Source organism: Desulfoscipio gibsoniae DSM 7213 (assembly GCF_000233715.2).
Classification (GTDB): domain Bacteria; phylum Bacillota; class Desulfotomaculia; order Desulfotomaculales; family Desulfallaceae; genus Sporotomaculum; species Sporotomaculum gibsoniae.
Map to the genome: position 1 here is coordinate 732539 of NC_021184.1, position 18470 is coordinate 751008.

General features: G+C 48.5%; 16 protein-coding genes and 1 other annotated feature (1 of these 17 cut by a window edge). Of the genes, 12 read left to right on the forward strand and 4 right to left on the reverse strand.

Annotation, left to right across the window (positions count from 1 at the left end):
* Positions 1-184: 184 nt before the first annotated feature.
* Both DESGI_RS03410 and DESGI_RS03415 read right to left on the reverse strand, forming a co-directional pair.
* Positions 185-586, reverse strand: a complete 402-nt coding sequence (locus DESGI_RS03410) for a ferritin-like domain-containing protein (protein ID WP_006520924.1) — start codon at positions 584-586, stop codon at positions 185-187.
* Positions 587-741: 155 nt separating this feature from the next.
* Entirely contained in the window at positions 742-984 is a 243-nt protein-coding gene (locus tag DESGI_RS03415) for a hypothetical protein (protein WP_006520925.1), read from the reverse strand.
* A gap of 221 nt (positions 985-1205) precedes the next feature.
* Between DESGI_RS03415 and DESGI_RS03420 the strand changes: the two genes are divergently transcribed.
* The 4 genes from DESGI_RS03420 (at position 1206) to DESGI_RS03435 (ending at position 9035) form a co-directional block, all read left to right on the forward strand.
* Positions 1206-5777, forward strand: coding sequence for an SdrD B-like domain-containing protein (locus tag DESGI_RS03420; RefSeq protein WP_006520926.1), 4572 nt, complete (start codon positions 1206-1208; stop codon positions 5775-5777).
* A gap of 1 nt (position 5778) precedes the next feature.
* Positions 5779-6780, forward strand: coding sequence for a multicopper oxidase domain-containing protein (locus DESGI_RS03425; protein WP_006520927.1), 1002 nt, complete (start codon positions 5779-5781; stop codon positions 6778-6780).
* Positions 6781-6849: 69 nt separating this feature from the next.
* Positions 6850-8001: a multicopper oxidase domain-containing protein gene (locus DESGI_RS03430; protein WP_006520928.1), complete on the forward strand. Its 1152-nt coding sequence runs from the start codon at positions 6850-6852 to the stop codon at positions 7999-8001.
* A gap of 26 nt (positions 8002-8027) precedes the next feature.
* Positions 8028-9035: a hypothetical protein gene (locus DESGI_RS03435; protein WP_006520929.1), complete on the forward strand. Its 1008-nt coding sequence runs from the start codon at positions 8028-8030 to the stop codon at positions 9033-9035.
* Between the two features lie 123 nt (positions 9036-9158).
* Here DESGI_RS03435 and DESGI_RS03440 read toward each other — a convergent pair whose 3' ends face one another.
* Both DESGI_RS03440 and DESGI_RS03445 read right to left on the reverse strand, forming a co-directional pair.
* Positions 9159-10016, reverse strand: coding sequence for a damage-control phosphatase ARMT1 family protein (locus DESGI_RS03440; protein ID WP_006520930.1), 858 nt, complete (start codon positions 10014-10016; stop codon positions 9159-9161).
* A gap of 156 nt (positions 10017-10172) precedes the next feature.
* A complete protein-coding gene (locus tag DESGI_RS03445; RefSeq protein ID WP_041284757.1) occupies positions 10173-10454 on the reverse strand; it encodes a hypothetical protein in 282 nt (93 codons plus the stop codon).
* Between the two features lie 268 nt (positions 10455-10722).
* Here DESGI_RS03445 and DESGI_RS03450 point away from each other — a divergent pair, with 268 nt between their 5' ends.
* From DESGI_RS03450 to DESGI_RS03485, 8 genes are all read left to right on the forward strand, one after another.
* Positions 10723-11418: a response regulator transcription factor gene (locus DESGI_RS03450; protein WP_006520932.1), complete on the forward strand. Its 696-nt coding sequence runs from the start codon at positions 10723-10725 to the stop codon at positions 11416-11418.
* A complete protein-coding gene (locus DESGI_RS03455) occupies positions 11393-13342 on the forward strand; it encodes a sensor histidine kinase (protein ID WP_006520933.1) in 1950 nt (649 codons plus the stop codon). Before DESGI_RS03450 ends, DESGI_RS03455 begins: the two co-directional genes overlap by 26 nt.
* A 106-nt stretch (positions 13343-13448) precedes the next feature.
* A complete protein-coding gene (locus tag DESGI_RS03460) occupies positions 13449-14276 on the forward strand; it encodes an undecaprenyl-diphosphate phosphatase (RefSeq protein WP_006520934.1) in 828 nt (275 codons plus the stop codon).
* A 248-nt stretch (positions 14277-14524) separates the two neighbouring features.
* Positions 14525-15370: a hypothetical protein gene (locus tag DESGI_RS03465; RefSeq protein WP_006520935.1), complete on the forward strand. Its 846-nt coding sequence runs from the start codon at positions 14525-14527 to the stop codon at positions 15368-15370.
* A 129-nt stretch (positions 15371-15499) separates the two neighbouring features.
* Positions 15500-15946 carry a carboxypeptidase regulatory-like domain-containing protein gene (locus tag DESGI_RS03470; RefSeq protein ID WP_006520936.1) on the forward strand — a complete coding sequence of 149 codons (447 nt, stop codon included), beginning with the start codon at positions 15500-15502 and terminating at the stop codon, positions 15944-15946.
* On the forward strand, positions 15946-16584 hold the full coding sequence (gene cbiM / locus DESGI_RS03475) for a cobalt transporter CbiM (RefSeq protein ID WP_006520937.1): 639 nt from the start codon (positions 15946-15948) through the stop codon (positions 16582-16584). The genes DESGI_RS03470 and cbiM overlap by 1 nt, the downstream gene beginning before the upstream one ends.
* A gap of 3 nt (positions 16585-16587) precedes the next feature.
* Entirely contained in the window at positions 16588-17361 is a 774-nt protein-coding gene (gene cbiQ / locus DESGI_RS03480; RefSeq protein WP_006520938.1) for a cobalt ECF transporter T component CbiQ, read from the forward strand.
* 7 nt (positions 17362-17368) lie between these two features.
* A complete protein-coding gene (locus DESGI_RS03485) occupies positions 17369-18160 on the forward strand; it encodes an energy-coupling factor ABC transporter ATP-binding protein (RefSeq protein ID WP_006520939.1) in 792 nt (263 codons plus the stop codon).
* Between the two features lie 79 nt (positions 18161-18239).
* Positions 18240-18470: a binding site (T-box leader), on the forward strand; it runs 30 nt beyond the window's last position.

Genomic DNA, 18470 nt, shown 5'->3' on the forward strand with positions numbered 1-18470 from the left:
AAGCGCGGGAGAGGGCGGTTCTTCTGCCTTCTTCGGGGAAAGGAAGCAGGGGGACAGTTCTCTTGCTTCACCTGGGTAGGAAGGCATAACAAAGAAACGAGGGGGTGAAACATCCCCTCGCTTCGTCGCCCCCTTGCTTATGAGGGCTTTGGGCTAAGTTAGTTAGTGAACTATTTATACTAGGTTATTCTTTATCGTCATCAGTTTTAGCAATTGATTGTTTTTCTACTTTACCTTGGTCATTACTTACTTTTTCCTGTGTATATGGAGTGCTAGCCCAGCCTTTGGGTGGGTGGGGGTAGCCGGGTGGGTAATAACCTGGCGGACAGTCGATGCCAGGCTTATAACCGCCGCCGGGAGGACAGTAATCGGGGCCTGGTTGGTAGCCGCCAGCGGGACCAGGCATGACACAATCGTTCTGCAGAAACTGCTGCCACCAATATAGCTCCTGTTGTTCATGTTCTACCATCCCGCATATCATATCCCGCAAGGCCGGGGTCGGTGCGCCGGCAGCAATTTGTTGGTACAGGGCAATTTCTTTCTTTTCGATTTCAATAATCTGCCTTACAATATGATGCCAGGGCATTTTATTGACCTCCTTTTATACATAATGTTCCATGTAAATATACATAGTGTTCCATTTAACCCACCAAATCTCGAGAGAGCCTATTTTAAAAGTGACATTTGTTCTTTCATGCGCAACCGGTCATTACCAGGTTCGTTAGCGTTTCTGCCGTGCCGTTATTTCTTCTCCTGAGTACTTTCCTGATTGTAGCACCCGTGCCCGGGCACGTGGGAGGAATCAAAGCAGGCGTAGATACAATTCCAGGTATTGGCTTCAATCGCTTCTTCGGCGATTTTTTCAATTATCTGCATGCGCATGTTGGCCGTAGGCAGTCTTTCCGCCAGCTGTGCCAATAGGCATATCTCCTGCAACTCAAGTTCCATGGCCTTCTTTACATTTTGTAACCAGTGGTATTGCATTACTGATACCTCCAGTAAAGTTTATTAACCAGTATATTAACTTAACCTTCAATGTGTTACAAAATTTTACAAAGAAACCAGAATGTAGGGCAAGGGTTGGGGGGAAGCAGGGGGGCGGTTTTCTTGCTTCCTCTGTGGGAAATGGTGTCAGATGCGCTACGCATTTCATACTATGTAGAAATATTCTTTCCTTGCAGTCGGGGCTCAAGGAGGTTAGAAAAGTGGAGCCTGTTTTCCAATTAAGCAACCTTACTGTGGTGGTTAAAGATGTAATTACCGGTGAACCCATCCCCACTTTTAAATTCATTGTCAACCAAAATAATGTGGGTGACCCCCAGGTTGATATCCCGGAGGATGAGCGCGATCCCAGTCTATTTCCTTCATTAAAACCAGGTGCCAGCTATAGCCCTGTGGTGGCCACGGGGGAGGCTTCGGACGTTGCCATACCGGTGGTTGCACTGCCTGACGGAAAATACCTGGTTTCGGTACTGGCCCCTCGCTATAAGATGGGTGGCAATTGGGTGATCATGGACGGTACAGATAAAACTGTAGAAGTTCAACTGCAGCCCAACCCACTGCCGCTGTCCAAAATAAGGGTGCATGTCTTCCAGGATAACAACCCGGTTAACGGTGAGGACGATATTCCGCTGGAAAGCGGATTGGGAGGCTTTAATATCGTTATTGAGGATGCGGTGGGTGAGGTAACGGTCGATTATTTCGGCCACCCGCTGGGTACCGAATACGAAAGGGACCAGTTTGGTAATTTGATTTTGAACAACGGTGAACCTGTCCCTATCCCGGGCACCGGGGGCAAAATAATTACAGATGCCAACGGGGACGCGCTGATTGATAACCTGCCCCCAGGTAAATACGGGGTGCAGGCTATTCCGCCGGATGGCACGGATTGGATTCAAACCACCACCATTGAAGGAACCCATATTATCGATGCCTGGATAGAGGAAGGCAATGACGGTTACAGCCCCCGGGAAGGGTTCATGATGCCCCTGGTATGGATCGGGTTCGTCATGCCGATGGAATTTGGCCCACCGCGCCCCTGGGAAACCGGGATAATTACCGGTCGGGTACTTACGGTCATTGAATTTATCCCGCCTTTCAAACCCCTGACTTTGGGCAACCCGGTGGACCGCCCCTGGATTGCGCTGAGTGATATCGGGGCCAATGACCAGCAGGTTTACACCGGTCGCGGCGATGTGAACGGTAATTTTACCATTAATAACGTACCGCCGGGTACTTACCAGATGGCTATTTGGGATGAACCGCTGGATTATATTATTTCTTTCCGCACCGTACAGGTTGAGCCGGGCGAAACCGTTGCTATGGGGGATATCGGCATTCCCAGATGGTACGGCTATATCAAGGGCACGGTATTTAACGACCTGAACGCTAACGGTGTTCGCGATCCCGGGGAAAGCGGCATTGCCAACGTGGCGATGAATACTCGCTTTAAGGACGGCAGTATCCAGTACAGCACCGTCACGGATATGCATGGCCAGTATGCATTTAACGAAGTATTTGAGCTGGAGCGTTTTGCCGTGGCTGAAGTGGGCTTTGCCCGATTGGCTTTTACCGGGGCCACAGCAACTCCGGATTACGGCATTCCGGTACCTGACCCGGTTAACCCGGCTGCTTTGTGCCGGGACGCCAGGGGCAACTACGTCAGGTGCTCCCAAACTTATAACGGTGTCTTGACTCTGGCTGCGCTCACCTGGGCGGCCAAAACAAACCGCATCGACTGGGGCAAAAGGCTTTATGAAGGGGAAGAAAGCGGCGGCATATCCGGCGTGGTTATCTATGCTACCATGCGCAACGAGAACGACCCCCGTTATGCCATCGCAGAAGAATACGAACCCGGTATTCCCAATGTAACCCTTAACCTTTATGCGACAGTTACAGATATGGAAGGTAAGGTGGTTCAAGGGGATCTGATCAATGTTGTGGCCACTGATGCGTGGGAACATCCCACGGGTTGCATGGATCCCGACGGCAACATTGATGAACGCTGTATTGAAGTTCCCAATATTTCCAACCAAATCAGACCCGGTGTTTTCGACGGCGGTTATGCTTTTGAGAGTTATTGGCATCCTTATTACGGGCACCCTGAGGCTGCGGAAGAGCCGCTGCCTCCCGGCACGTATATCGTGGAAGTGATACCACCTGCGGGATACAAAGCGATTGACCGGGAAGGTTCGGTAAATACGGACCAGGGGGACGAATTTACCAGCCCATCTCTGATGCGTGTACCGCCCCCGCCATACTACCCCGAGCCGCCGGATTTCAGTATTACCAAGAAAACCGTGACAGTGGTGGCCGGGATGAACGCGGCAGCAGATTTTTTCCTGTATACGGACGTACCTACTCCCGGTCGCATTGTGGGATTTTTATTGGACGATGTTAATTTGGAAACCGACCCTGATTTCATTTATTATGGCGAAAAAAGAGGTATCCCCAATACACCGGTGGGCATCCGGGATTTTACCGGCAGGCTGATAACCACGGTTCATTCCGACATGAACGGCATTTTTGAAGTACTGCTACCTTCCACTTATACCCGCAATGTACCTACTCCGTCGGGGGTGGCCCCGGGCATGTACCAGGTAATCGGCAATGACCCGGGCGATCCGGACAGACCCAATGAACACTATAACCCCAATTACCAGACGCTAAAATTGGTATTTGACGTATGGCCCGGCAAAACCACCTATGCCGATGTGGCTATGTTCCCTATCACCGCCTTTGTGGGGACACCCGGGGCGCAATTTTCTCAACCCCCGCAGTGCCTGGCTATTGAAAATACGCCCCAGTTATTTAGGGTAAGCCGTGTTCATGTGGATGTGGCGGACCCCGGCGTTGAGAACCGGACGGTGGATATTTGGGGCGCAGGGTTTGGCACTGCGCCGGGCAGCGTGACTTTGGACGGCAGGGAGATTAATATTCTAACCTGGTCTGACCAGGAGATTACAGCCCTTGTACCCCACGACTTTGCTGCCGCCGGGCCGGGCCCGGTTCAGTTACTGGTGACTAACGCTGCCGGTAACACCAGCCCGTCCGGTATCACCTGCCACCTTTGCCGGCAGGGCGAGTACTGGCCCAATATAGTGGAGGTGGCCTTAGATGGTACCGCCGATTACAGCACTATTCAGGAGGCCATCGATAGTGCTCCCGACGGTACAATCATCGTGGTATCGGCGGAAACATATTATGAAAGCCCCATCCTGTATAAAAACGTCAAACTCCAGGGCAAAGGCCCGGGAGGCATAAGCACGGACGGATCGGCGGTGGCGGGATCCGTTATTGACGGCCGTTTCTTCCTTTCTTATACAGAGCAATGGATTGATAAGCTGGCCGGTATTGATTTTGACGGGCCGGAACTGGTGGCGCCCGATCAGGCACAAGAGATTCCCCGGGGGCAGGTTCTAACGGTGGTTGCCAAAGCAGGTGCGTTTAGTGACACTTTCCGACCCCAGGTGGACGGTTTTAAAATCACGGGGGCCAGCGGTGAAGAGGGCGGCGGTATGTACATTAACGCCCACTGCAGCTACCTGGTCATCAGCAATAATGTTATCCAAAGCAACGGCGGCGGTTTCGGCGGTGCCATGACCATCGGCAGAGCCTATGTGGGGAATAATTATAACGATTATATTTACATTCACCATAACCGCATTCTTAATAACGGCGGTATCAGCCTGGCCGGCGGCATGGGGATCTTTAACGGTGCCGGCGGTTATGAAATTGCCTATAACGATATTTGCGGCAACTATTCGGCTGAGTACGGCGGCGGCATATCCCATTTCGGTTACAGCCCGGGTGGGAAAATACATCACAACCGTATTCTGTTCAACGCTTCTTTTGACGAAGGGGCCGGTGTATTTGTGGGCGGTGAGCAGCCCGTCCCACCGGAAACACTTACCGCCGGGTCGGGGGAAGTGGATATTTACGACAACCTGATTAGAGGCAACCTGGCTAATGACGACGGTGGCGGCATCCGGCTGCTGCAGCCCCTGGACTACCGGATCAATATTTATAACAATGTGATTGTCAATAATGTTTCCACTGATTTAGGCGGTGGTATAGCCCTGGATGATGCCTCCAATGTAGTGATAGCCAACAATACCGTGGCCAAGAATATTACCACCGCCACGGCGGAGGACAGCGACGGCCTGGCCCATGCCGCGGGGCTGGTAAGTGAACTTAACAGCGCTGCTTTCCAGGCCTACCTTGATGATGTGCGGCCGGGGTCGCCCAATTTCAGTGACCCGGTGCTGTTTAATAATATTTTCTGGGATAACAGAGCGGGGACTTTTAACCAATCCCTTAACGAGGGCCGGGGTGGTATAGGCGGTGTCGGGGCCGAGGGTGACCCGCAGCCTGTAAACGTTATGGATATAGAAGTGTTCGGCAGCGGCGCGCTGCTTGATCCCCGGTATTGCAATCTGACCTTCCCTTATGCCGGCGGCAGTAATAATGTCTACGGAGACCCGGTATTTGCAGATGAGTATGATACCGAGCTAACAGCTGTAGCCTTTAATATGGAACCTGATTTTATAACGGTTAAGATAGTGACCGTTGTTCCCCAATTAACCGGTGATTATCACCTGACCGGTGAATCAACTTTGGTTATTGACCGGGGTGCCGCTGAAATTACCCGGGGTGGAGAAACATACCAGGCGCCCGGAACGGATTTCGACGGTAATACCAGACCCCGGGGTGCCGGTTATGACATCGGGGCCTACGAATACGTTTTCCCCGCCCCGGACCCGGAAAGGAGCATTTAAAATGGCTACAGTAATTAAACGTTTCGGTGCCACAGACGGGTGGGTGAATATGCCCGACGGCAGCAGCCATTATATCTTTGGATTTGTCGATATTACCGGGGTACCTGAAGATCAGATATTCGAATACCGGGGCAAAGCCACCCTGTTGGCTCCCTTATTGGATGTGCACCAGGGTGATGAGGTTTATTTAACTCTGACCAACCTGGGATTGCCCGGCAGGCCGGATTTGGATGACACCCATACCATTCACTGGCACGGTTTCCCCAACCAGATCCCTCTGTGGGACGGCGTGCCCGAAGCTTCCATTTCGGTGCCGGTGGGCAGGGATTTCACTTATTATTACCAACCGCTGGAACCGGGGACTTATATTTACCACTGCCATTTCGAGCCCGTTGAGCATATTCAGATGGGCATGGTGGGGCCGCTGACGGTGCGCCCCCAGTTGGAAAAAGAACGGGGTATGAAATTTGTCTATAACGATCCTGACACTGCTTATGATCGGGAAGTGCTTATTTTCCTTACCGAATTGGATCCTAAAATTCATGGCGCGGTGGCGGATGTACAGGAATTTGACTGGACGGAATACAGGCCGGAATACTGGTTAATCAGCGGGCGTGCTTACCCGGATACGGTGCAGCCCGCCCTTGACCCCGCCCTCCCTCTACAGCCATATTCCACTCTTATCGAGGCTTACGAAGGCGAAAGGGTGCTGCTGCGATTTGTTAACCTGGGGTTTCAACAGCACTGCATTCAAGTACTGGGGATACCTTTAAAGGTGGTGGGGGTGGATGCCCAGCAGCTGCGCGGGTATAACGGTGAAGATATCAGCCAATGGAGGAACGCCATCTACATTGCAGCCGGCCAGACGGCTGATGTCATCTTTGATGCCTCACGGGCGGGAATTTATCCTTTATATAACCGCAACTACAACAAAAACACCACAGCCGGGAAAACATTCGGCGGTATGGTTTCGGAAATACGGGTGTTATCCAATCCTTTATGAAATGAACGAAAGTAACCGGTGCCTGGCCTGCGGCAGTCAGGCGCCGGGGAATCCAAAGGAGAGAGCAATATGCCTGAAATAAACCTTTGGGCAAAAGACGGCTACTTAAGCACCCCCGACGGTAATAGTATCTATTTTTGGGGTTTTGCCAAAAGTGCAGCCGGCCCTGCCCAGCTGCCGGGACCGAATATTATTGCCAGGCAGGGAGAAACAATCACGGTTAACTTGCATAATATGCTGGCCGAACCGGTATCCATTGCCTTTCCCGGCCAACAAGTTACTGTGGAGGGTCAGCCGGTGCAGCCCCAGTATAAAAATAACCGGCTGCTGTCTTTTGTAAATTACGCTGAACCGGGGGGCACGGTGGCATATACTTTTACACCGTCCCATCCAGGAACCTATTTATACGAAAGCGGCACTAATCCCTATCAACAGGTGCCCATGGGATTATACGGGGGCATGGTGGTGCGGCCCGCCGATTACAACCCCGATGTCCCTGAGTATAAAACAGCCTACGGTGCCGGGACAGACACGGGTTTTGACCGGGAATACCTGCTGATCACCGGAGAAATCGACCCGGATTTACACCAGGCGGTGGAGAACGGCAAGCCCTACCGGGTCAGCAAATACGTGCCCCGTTACTGGACCCTCAACGGGCGCTGCGCCCCGGATACCATGTTGATGGATCATGTTGATTATTTGCCTCATCAGCCATACGGTGCCATGATTATGGGGCTGCCCGGTGAAAAAATACTGCTGCGATACATTGGAGCCGGGATTGATAACCACCCCCTGCATCCGCACGGCGCCCATACCAGGGTGGTGGCGGTGGATGGGCGGCTGCTGAGAAACGGCAATGCCGATCTTTCCTATAAAAGGTTTACCGTTTTGGTGGGAGTCGGTCAGACCTACGACCAAATATACCAATGGGATGGCTTAGGTTACACCCCCGGCAATCCCATTCCCACTGTGCTTCCTAATTTACGGAATATGGGAGTCGGGGATGCCGGGTGGACGATGTGGAGCGGAAGTCCTTATCTGGGGGTCAAGGGAGATATACCGGTAGGGGTGGTTTCTTATAATGAGATGGGTGAATATTACTTTATGCTGCACTCCCACGAAGAATTACAGATTACCAACTGGGGTGAGTTTCCCGGCGGAATGATGACTATGGTGGCAATATATCCGTCACTTGCCCCTGATATTGGGGTAATTGGGTAAATTTTTTTGAAAGGAGTGAAGTAAGCATGGCTATAGTAGCCAGGATATTTCAAGCGGCAGCCGGATTTTTATCTTTTCCCGGTGCGAATGCTATCCCTTTTTGGGGCTTTACCGAGGCCCTGGCCGATAAACCGCAGTACCCGGGGCCTCTAATTGAGGCAACCGCGGGGGATCAAATATTAATTTGGTTAATGCGTAATTATCTAGAACCCATAGTGGAGCCGATTTCGATAACTTTTCCGGGACAGGAAAATGTGCTGGTAAGAAAAATTCCCTGGGGCCCGTTTATCTATGAACCTGTAAAACCTCAATATGCAGCGGGAAAAATGATCTCCCTAACTAATTATTTGGACGAAAATAGAGACATTTTAGTTGAATATAGTTTTATAGCTTCAAGACCGGGCATTTACCTGTATGAAAGCGGTACCAATCCGGAAAAACAAGTCCAGATGGGGCTCTACGGCATTATTGTAGTAAGGCCGGTGGGCTATAATATTCCGGGGCATCCAAACTATAAGACAGCTTACGGCGCTGATACCAATTCCGGCTATGACGTGGAGAAAGTATTGGTTTTAGGTGAGATTGATACTGTTATGCATAATAATGTAGTCCCCAATGTTTACTATGACATGCTTGATTTTAAACCGGATTTTTGGGTTGTCAACGGTCGCAGTTTCCCGGATACAATCAATGAGGAACAGATATCCAGCCAACCTTACGATGCGGCGATAAATTGCCGGGTGGGGCAGAGAGTATTATTAAGGATCGTCAACGCCGGCTTCCAAAACCATACCTTTTACCTGGGCGACCTGGTGGGGCGGATAGTGGCTGAGGACGGCATGCCGTTAAAAACGCAATCGTTGGACGCCACCTATGAAAAAACCGGAACAACCCTGGGCTCCGGACAGAGAATCGATATCATCTTAACCCCTGCCACCCCGGGCGAATACTACCTGTACGACAGAGAATACCAGCACCTGGTAAACAACGACCAGTTCCCGGGAGGTATGATGACCAAAATAAACGTACGCTAGGAAACGGGGGAGCGGGATGGGCGGCAGCGGGATCGGGAAGGGAACCGTTCCCCTGCTTCCCGTGCTGCTGCCTCCCGCTCTTGTTTCCCACCCTCCAGGCATACGCCCTCGCTTCCCGGCTTTTTACCTGGTGAAAAACACAATGTCCCCCAAGTTTGCCCCGGCTGCTTGGCCAATGCATGCACATTTGATCTTCAACAGGAAGAAGATTCTGTCTTTGGCCAGTTCTTCATGCTCCAAGGTCTCGAAGTTAGCTTGCCCCTTGGATATTACCAGGCTCGATTTTTCCAAAAGCTTGCTTACCTCGTCGGAGATTTTGGTCAGGGGCGCTCCGAGGTAGTGTGAACCCGTGGTGGTAACCGTGGCGATTTTGTCCATACCGGCCTGCCGGGCATCATCCATAGTGGCGTCATTTAATACTGGGCTATCCTTTACAAGATATGTAATCTTTTTACCCAGGCGGATTAATTCTTCCACGAGCAGCCTGTCGAAAACAATTTCCCCGGCATTGTCCCCGATAATGATCACGCTGTCCGAGGCAGCCAGTTTTTCCACAAATCTCGGGTAATCGTTTTTAGAGAAACCTTCTTTTAAACTGTATTGCAGGCTGGCGTCAAGGTCATAATCTTTCTGAATGCCCAGGTCGATGATGTTGCCGGCAACGGATATTTTTAAAGCGTCATAAAGCTTATCGGTGGATTTTTGCAGGTGGTCCTTTAATGCCGGATAAAGTTCCAGGGCAAGGGTGTTGGATTTTTCCTTACTTTCTTTAAACGGGTCGTTATTATCGATTTTCCGGTATAACTTCATTAACATTTCTGTTGTGTTTTCTGCGGGCGTCCTGTAACGGTCCATTTTTTTTATGTCATCCATAAGGTCGAAAAAAATTTGGTACTGCCTATCCTCTTCTATCCCTGCGATGTCCATACAGTTGGCAATTTGTTTAAAATAGCAGTAAAAGCAATCTATCCGCGCTTGCATGAGAAACCTCCCTTGATATGTCTTGTTTCCTCCTATTAGCTTTGATTAGTTTTCATTAGCATAACCGGGTTTACTGTTCTACTTAGCATTACTCTTCCACTCGGTATTACTCTTCTAGTCGTTTTACTTTTCTATTCCAGATTAATTTTTTTTTTCTCATGTTGATTTAGCTTCTCTTTGGTCTTTGATCAACTGCTCCAGTTTTTCCAGGTCGAAATCTTTGCCCAGCACCAGCTCACCAATTAATATAAAGGGCGGGACAATTTGTTCGCCTAACTCTTCTTTCTGCCAGGCGATATCCCCGAGACTATCACTACTGGTTATTTTCATTCCCAGACCCAGTTTTTCGGCTGCCAGTCCGGCATTATAAATAAGCTTGCGGCAGCTGGTGCCCAGCGGCTCAGTGACTACAACCTCAATGATAACATCACGACTCATAATAACACCCCGATTGGTATGAATTGGTTTATAAGCTAAGTATATCACATAGCCTCTGACAATTCCGGCTCAAATGCAGGAAGCAAGGGGGAGTGGGGAAAAAGGAAGCAGGAGAACCGTCCCTCTGCTTCCCCACCACCCTGCGCCCCAAATCTTAAGAAAGTCTTAAGATTTTTATCGAGTGTTTTGTAAAGATAACCTGCCAAAATTATTCTAAAGGCAGGTGATTTTATGTAATAGAATAAAACAATATAGTGGGGTGATATAAGTGGAAAAACTTAATGTCTTAGTTTGTGATGACGATACCGCCATAGTTGATGCCTTAGAAATATACCTGAAGCAGGAAGATTACGGGGTAGTAAAGGCATATACCGGAATTCAAGCTTTAAAGGCACTGTCTGAACAAAAAATTCATCTGGTTCTGCTGGATATCATGATGCCGGAACTGGATGGCCTTTTAACAACTATAAAGATTCGTGAAGAGTTAAACGTTCCCATTATAATATTGTCTGCCAAGTCAGAGGATACGGATAAAATTACCGGGCTGAACTTCGGCGCGGATGATTATGTGACCAAACCCTTTAACCCGCTGGAACTGATGGCCAGAGTCAAGTCCCAAATGCGCCGCTATACTGCGCTGGGCAGCTTAGCAACCAATAGCAGTATTTTAAAAACCGGCAGTTTAGAACTTGACCCGGAAGCCAGGGAATTGCGCGTAGATGGGGAGGACATCAAACTGACCGCCACTGAGTTCGGTATTATGCTGTTCCTGATGAGAAATATGGGCCGTGTATTTTCAACAGAACAAATATATGAACATGTTTGGAATGAGCCTTCATATTCTGCGGAGAACACTGTTCCGGTACATATAAGGCGCATTAGAGAAAAAACTGAAATTAATCCGAAGGAACCGAAATATTTAAAGGTGGTATGGGGAATTGGATATAAAATTGAAAAGTATTAAGTATTCTTTTTGGGCAAAGGTTGCTGCTTTCATTATTGTATGGCTTTGCGTAATGAGCGCCGTGGGAAGCGCTTTGTTTTTGTTGTATAATCATAACACTGTAAATAGTAAAAGTTATTACGATACCCATCAGTTTAAGAATGAATTTAGCACGCTGGTTAGTGATGCCGTAGAATATAATGTTAAACTGAAAAGTGAAGCAAATATAAAATCTTCGGGCGATGAAAAGGAGATTATTAATAAAAATTTGCAGCGTTATTACTTTATTAAAAAGAAACTTACCGAATCAGTTAATTTCGCGTACTATTTAAAAAATACCAGTACGGGAGAAGCAGTCACCAATATTAAGTCCGGGGACGCGCTGGCTTTAATACAAAAACAACCTTCCGATGTATATTATAACCAGGGGACATTTGAATCAAATTTTTTAATTAGCACTGATATAATGCAAATGTTGGAGGGTACACAGTATGAGGTTTATGCTGCAGTTATTGAACCGTTAAAGCCGGGCGATGTGTTTTATGATGATTTCATGAGTTATTCTGAAATTAAGGCATTATCAAATAATGTAACCATTTTATTGATAGCATCAATAATCTTAACAATCTTAGCCTTTATTTATCTGGTTATGGTCACGGGACGTCGCGAGCCGGGGGGAGAAATAAACCTTTCATTTATTGACAGGTTGTATACCGATGTGTATACTATGGTGGTGTTTTTTGCCGCGTTAATTTCAATAGCCATCGTAGCGCAGATTTCATATTTATTTCCCGTAGAATTAATTGTTATGGCACTGATTTTTGGTATAGATGTATTGATAGGTTTATCCTATGTCCTGTCCATGATCAGGCAGATAAAATGCGGGCAACTTTTCAGAAACACATTGATTTATAAAATCTTGGACTTATGCTTTAATGGAAAAACTTTTAAATCCTGGGCATTGCTGCTGCTTTTGGGTTATGGGTTGGTAAACGGCATTTTATTTGCGATAACTGCCGCTTCTGGTGATGGGGGATTTTTTATTTTTCTCTTTTTAATAATCCCCTTTAACGTTGCCGCTATTTATTTTGCAGCCAAGGCACTTTTGTCCCTGTCGCAGATCATGGAGGCTGTCAAAGAAATATCAGCGGGCAATTTAGACTATGCGTTGGATAACTCTAAAATATCTGTTGCCTTTGCTGATTTTACAAAAGACATCCAAAGCATTCAGGGGGGATTGAAAACAGCTGTTGCCGAGGCCGTTAAGGGGGAACGGATGAAAACCGACCTTATTGCCAATGTGTCCCATGATTTAAAAACGCCGCTAACCTCGGTCATCAACTATGTTGACTTGCTTAAGCAGGAGGATTTAGACAACGAAAAGGCCAATCAATATCTCTGTATTCTGGAAGAAAAGTCTGCCAGATTAAAACAGCTGATTGAGGATTTAATTGAAGCAAGCAAGGCTTCCAGCGGGAATCTTGCAGTAAGCGCGGAAAAAGTTGACTTGCATGAGCTGGTTATGCAGGCGTGCGGTGAGTATGAGGAGAAAATAAAAAAGGCGGAACTGGATGTTCATATTTCAGCAGATAAAACATTAATATCAGCAGACGGGAAACATATGTGGCGTATAGTTGAGAACCTTTTATCCAATGTAGTGAAGTACTCACTACCCCATACCAGAGTATATATTAATGTTGCTGAAAGTCATCCCTATGGCGTATTAATAGTAAAAAACATATCCGCTAACCCCCTCGATATCCCGCCTGAACAACTGACTGAACGTTTTGTCCGGGGGGACGTATCAAGGACAACGGAGGGATCAGGCCTGGGCCTCTCCATTGCCCAAAGCTTGACCAATATACAGGGGGGCAGGTTTAAAATAGAAATTGACGGCGATCTATTCAAAGTGACCGTAGAAATGCCCCTGTGGGAGAAGCAATAGGGAATACCTGGGAAGGCATTGGGATTACGGAGTACAAATTATGCAATTGGCCCTATCATTGGATACATAGGTATAAAAAAAACAAAGTCAATTAGGAAGGTGCCAAATGGATATATGGGTTATGTTTGTTGCACTGGTTCTAGGTATGGTTGAAGGTCTTACGGAGTTCGCCCCAATTTCGTCCACCGGCCACATGATAATTGTGGATGATATTTTACTCCATTCAAAGGAATTGTTTTCAGCATCAACCGCCAATACCTTTAAAGTAGTTATCCAACTTGGTTCTATTTTAGCTGTGGTTGTTGTGTTTAAGGCCCGATTTATGGACTTGTTGGGTCTTAGAAAGGGTGTTTCTGATGATCAATTGCATACTAAAAAGTTAAGCTTAAAACATGTTTTTGTAGGTTTAATCCCAGCTGCTTTGCTGGGATTCTTGTTTGAGGATTATATTGATAAATACTTATTTTCTATCCAAACAGTTATTATTGGCCTTGTACTGGGAGCAATACTCATGCTTATAGCGGATTGGTATCGTCCCAAAGCATCGAAAATTGAAACGGTGGATCAGATAACATATAAACAAGCCTTGGGAATGGGACTGTTTCAGTGTATTGGATTATGGCCGGGTTTTTCCCGCTCCGGGTCTACCATTTCCGGTGGGGTCTTGCTTGGCATGAATCACCGCGCTGCAGCTGATTTTACATTTATTATGGCCGTGCCTGTGATGCTGGGGGCAAGTGGATTATCCCTTATTAAGAACTGGCAATATTTTACCATAGATGCTCTGCCGTTTTTTATTCTTGGTTTTATTAGCGCCTTCTTATTTGCACTGCTTTCTATACGGTTCTTTTTGAAATTAATTAACCGGATTAAGTTAGTTCCCTTTGCCATTTACCGTATATTGCTGGCAACCTTAATTTACGTCCTTTATTGAAGCAAGGGTGAAGCAAGGGGACGGTTCTTTTGCAAGCGGGAGAACCGTTCCATGCTTTCGTCAAAAAAGTTATTTATTTTTCGCCAAAAAAGTAGTAGAATTAATTAAATAACTAAGAGGCATGAAGCCTTTTGAAGATTTATATACGGTTGACCGGTCACAGCAATTGCATTATCCAATAATTAGATCAAGAAGATCTAGCCCTGGGGGAAGAGGGCTTGATCTTTTTTGCTTTTAAGGAGGAAAAAATGAAGAAAATTGTTAGTTTAGCTGTTGCGACTTTGTTAATGTTTTTAGTGTTTGCCATTTCCGGCTGTGGTTCCAGCGCTACAGATGAAACGGGCCAACAGGCGCAGCAGGGTGAGCAAAAAACCGGAACGCTGCAGTTTACAGCTAATGGTGAAGATTTTGTACGGCAAGGTTTTGTATCCAAGGATGGATGGGCCATTAACTTTGACCATGTTTACGTTAATCTCTCCGACGTTACCGCTTATCAATCTGAACCTCCCTATGACGCGCATGTGGGCGGTGAAGTGATTGCGCAAAACAAAGTCTCATTGCCGGGAATACATACCGTGGACCTAGCCCAGGGCGATGAAAACGCAGCTCCCATCCTGGTGGGCAAAGCCGGGGACGCTGTGGCAGGGCATTATAATGCTGTATCGTGGAAAATGACCAGGGCGGCTGAAGGTCCCGCCAAGGGTTACAGCCTGGTAGTAACGGGCACTGCGGAAAAAGAAGGACAAACTGTTAGTTTTACTATTAAAGACGAGCAAGAGTATCATTATACGGGTGGCGACTATGTTGGGGACGAGCGTAAAGGCGTATTGCAAGAGGGTGGCACAGCGGATGTGGAGATGACCTTCCACTTTGACCATATCTTCGGTGATGCCGATACACCGTTGGAGGACGAGTTGAATACAGGAGCGCCGGGCTTTGAGCCATTTGCTTCTTTAGCCCAAGAGGGCCGGGTTGATGTAGATATGGCTGCCCTGGAAAGCATGCTTGCACCTGCAGACCTTGAAAAATTGCAGGACATGCTGCCCACGCTGGGCCATGTGGGTGAAGGCCACTGCCATGTAGAGAAGTTTTAATCATTACTGCTACCTATTCCCGCCGTATCCGGTCCGCCGTAACCGGTGGGAATAGGTATACTTGCTAGTTATTCAAAGGCCACCGGTGAGGGTTGTTACCTAAAATCCGTTATAACGAGGAGCATTACTATGATAAACAGGATAAAATTGTTTGTTTCCATTCTCGCTGTGTCTTTGCTGGTTTGGCCTGCCGCGGCTTTTGCCCACGGCGTCGACATTAACTATCAAACCAAAACAGCTGTGGAGATAGAGGCCAAATACGATACCGGTCAGCCGGTAAGCGAGGGTCAGGTTACTGTGTATGCTCCTGATAACCCCGCCAAGCCCTGGACTACCGGTAAGGCAGATGAAAATGGGCGTTACATATTCACCCCCGACCCAGCAAAACCCGGCACCTGGGACGTGCAGGTTCGCCTTGCCGGGCATGGCGGTATGGTGCCTGTTCCCGTTGGCGTTGACAGCGATGTGGCTGCTGCGGGCACAGGTTACACCACCATGCAGATAGTGCTCATGTCCGCCTGTGTAATCTGGGGACTGGTGGGTACCGCGTTATACTTTGCGAGGAGGAAAAATTAATGCATATACCCGATGGTATTTTGCCTGCCACTGTGTGCCTGGGCGGTTATGCCACCGCCGGGGCCGCTACCTGGTATGCGCTGCGGAAAATTAGCCGTCAGGGCAACCCGCGTGAGGGCATTCCCAAAGCTTCTCTGTTAACCGCGGCTTTTTTGGTGGCATCATGGATTCATATACCCATCCCTCCGGCCAGTGTTCATCTGGTGCTTAACGGCCTCTTGGGCGCGGTGCTTGGTTACTTTGCCATGCCGGCGATACTGATCGGGCTTTTCTTTCAGGCGGTACTGTTCCAGCACGGCGGTCTGACAACGCTTGGTGTAAACGCCACGGTAATGGGGGTGACGGCTTTACTGGCCCACCAAATCTTCCAATTGCGCAAAGTTATCGGTGCGGGCAACCGCACGGTGCTTGCGGTATGCGGGTTTATAGCCGGGGCCGGGGGCATTGCCCTGGCGACGGTTGCCGTATTTACAATTCTATTCAGCACTATACCGGCTCACCTGGATGTGCAGGCGGAGCGGGCCAGCATTTATGCGCTGACCCTGGCGCATGTTCCCCTGGCGATTATCGAGGGAATTTTTACCGCCATGTTGGTTTTGTTTTTGCAAAAAGTAAAACCCGATGTTTTGGAGGGCTGATAAATGAATTTGCAGCTTGACCAGTATGCTTATATGGACACACCGGTACATCGCTGGGATCCGCGGTGCAAAATAATTGCCTTGATGGTGCTTATTTTTTCCTTTTCCTTTGTACAGGACCTGCGCCTGGTCCCCATAATGTTTGCCATTAGTATCATGCTGTACGCCTTTACCGGGCTGCCTTTGTCATTTTTGTCGGATAGGATGCGTATACCGGGCTTTTTTATAATTATGATGGGTCTGATGCTTCCTTTTATGTCCGGTCAAACCATACTCTGGCAGCTGGGACCCCTGGCGGTCAGGCAGGAAGGATGCCTGGATTTTCTTCTAATAGCCAGCAAATTCATTTGCATTTTGACAGTTAGCTTTGTAATCTTTGGCACCACGCCATTCCTTACCACTGTCAAGGCCATGCGTTCACTGGGCCTGCCCTTCATACTGGCGGATATGACACTCTTTGCCTACCGCTATCTTTTTGAGATCGGCAAGGATTTGAAAACCATGCAAACCTCCATGAAACTGCGGGGCTTTCGCAGCAGCCCGCGCAAAATGGCCACCCTTGCGGCACTGGCCGGGACTATTTTAGTGCGCAGCTATGAGCAGTCGGACCGGGTTTATAAGGCTATGATATTGCGCGGTTACGGCCAGCCGGCCTCCTTTGAAGAAAATTTCCAACCCAACTATTCCCGCGGCTACGCCGGCCTGGTAGCTGTTATAATGATAGCTGTGGTTTTTGTAACAGCGGAATTACTATTGCATTCTCAAACGGGGGTATAATCAATCGATGAGCCACCATAACTTAAACCCTAAAACCTCCAGTCACGGGTCCACGGTGCCGGTGCTTGATATCTCCGAGTTGTCTTTTTATTATCCGGGCCGGCCGCCGGTGCTGGAAAAAATCAACTTGAAAATATGGCAGGGGGAAAGGGTAGGTATTATCGGTCCCAACGGGGCGGGGAAAACTACCTTTTTCATGCTTAACTGTGGAGTGATCAAACCTTCGTCAGGCCGGGTTCTTTTGTATGACAAGCCTGTAAAAACGGGGGAATTTCGCCCTGAATTGGGGATGATGTTTCAAAACCAGGACGACCAGTTGTTTTGCCCCTCGGTAAAAGATGACGTTGCCTTTGGCCCAACCAACATGGGGCTTGATAAAAGGGAGGTTGAGGCCAGGGTACAGGAGGCCTTTACCGCCATCGGCATTGAGGAGCTGGCAGAGCGCCCCCCCCACCAGTTGTCGGGCGGCGAAAAGCGATTGGTGGCTCTGGCCGGGGTGCTGGCCATGCGCCCCAAGCTGGTCATCTATGATGAGCCCACTTCCAACCTGGACCTTCGCTACCGGCGCAGGTTAATAAATATTCTCAACGTTTCCGCCCAGGATGCCATGTTGATTGCTTCCCATGACCTGGAGTTTGTGTTGGAAGTATGTAGCCGGGTAATTCTTTTGGATAACGGTGCTGTGATTGCCGATGGCAACCCCAGCGATATAATGAGCGATGCCGCGCTCATGAACAAACATGGCCTGGAAAAACCCCACTCCCTGGTCCCTCATATGGAAAAGCATCATGCCCAGTAAGTGTAGTGGAAGGTTGCTCTTTTCAAATTTACCTATTGACATCCACGTATAGAGCTGGTAAAATCAACAATTATATTTCAAAATGACAATGACAGGGAATAGTAAGTGGTTTTTGCCGGTTCAGAGAGCCGCCGGTTGGTGCGAGGCGGTCAGTGGCACATCGCCGAACTCTCCCTTGAGTTGCCGGTCGAAATCCTTGGGGATAGTAGGTCCGGACGGGGTCTTCCGCCGTTAAAAGGAAGGGGGTATCGGATTTTATCAATCCCGTATCCTTTAAGAGAGAGCGGCTTAGTGCCGTTAATTTGAGTGG

What these genes read in the sequence shown, in the direction of transcription:
- DESGI_RS03435 (WP_006520929.1), top strand. Translation starts at nt 8,028, where the DNA reads ATGGCTATAGTAGCCAGGATATTTCAAGCGGCAGCCGGATTTTTATCT.
- DESGI_RS03465 (WP_006520935.1), top strand. Translation starts at nt 14,525, where the DNA reads ATGAAGAAAATTGTTAGTTTAGCTGTTGCGACTTTGTTAATGTTTTTA.
- DESGI_RS03410 (WP_006520924.1), bottom strand. Translation starts at nt 586, where the DNA reads ATGCCCTGGCATCATATTGTAAGGCAGATTATTGAAATCGAAAAGAAA.
- DESGI_RS03430 (WP_006520928.1), top strand. Translation starts at nt 6,850, where the DNA reads ATGCCTGAAATAAACCTTTGGGCAAAAGACGGCTACTTAAGCACCCCC.
- cbiM (WP_006520937.1), top strand. Translation starts at nt 15,946, where the DNA reads ATGCATATACCCGATGGTATTTTGCCTGCCACTGTGTGCCTGGGCGGT.
- DESGI_RS03445 (WP_041284757.1), bottom strand. Translation starts at nt 10,454, where the DNA reads ATGAGTCGTGATGTTATCATTGAGGTTGTAGTCACTGAGCCGCTGGGC.
- DESGI_RS03460 (WP_006520934.1), top strand. Translation starts at nt 13,449, where the DNA reads ATGGATATATGGGTTATGTTTGTTGCACTGGTTCTAGGTATGGTTGAA.
- DESGI_RS03440 (WP_006520930.1), bottom strand. Translation starts at nt 10,016, where the DNA reads ATGCAAGCGCGGATAGATTGCTTTTACTGCTATTTTAAACAAATTGCC.
- DESGI_RS03415 (WP_006520925.1), bottom strand. Translation starts at nt 984, where the DNA reads ATGCAATACCACTGGTTACAAAATGTAAAGAAGGCCATGGAACTTGAG.
- DESGI_RS03485 (WP_006520939.1), top strand. Translation starts at nt 17,369, where the DNA reads ATGAGCCACCATAACTTAAACCCTAAAACCTCCAGTCACGGGTCCACG.
- DESGI_RS03470 (WP_006520936.1), top strand. Translation starts at nt 15,500, where the DNA reads ATGATAAACAGGATAAAATTGTTTGTTTCCATTCTCGCTGTGTCTTTG.
- cbiQ (WP_006520938.1), top strand. Translation starts at nt 16,588, where the DNA reads ATGAATTTGCAGCTTGACCAGTATGCTTATATGGACACACCGGTACAT.
- DESGI_RS03425 (WP_006520927.1), top strand. Translation starts at nt 5,779, where the DNA reads ATGGCTACAGTAATTAAACGTTTCGGTGCCACAGACGGGTGGGTGAAT.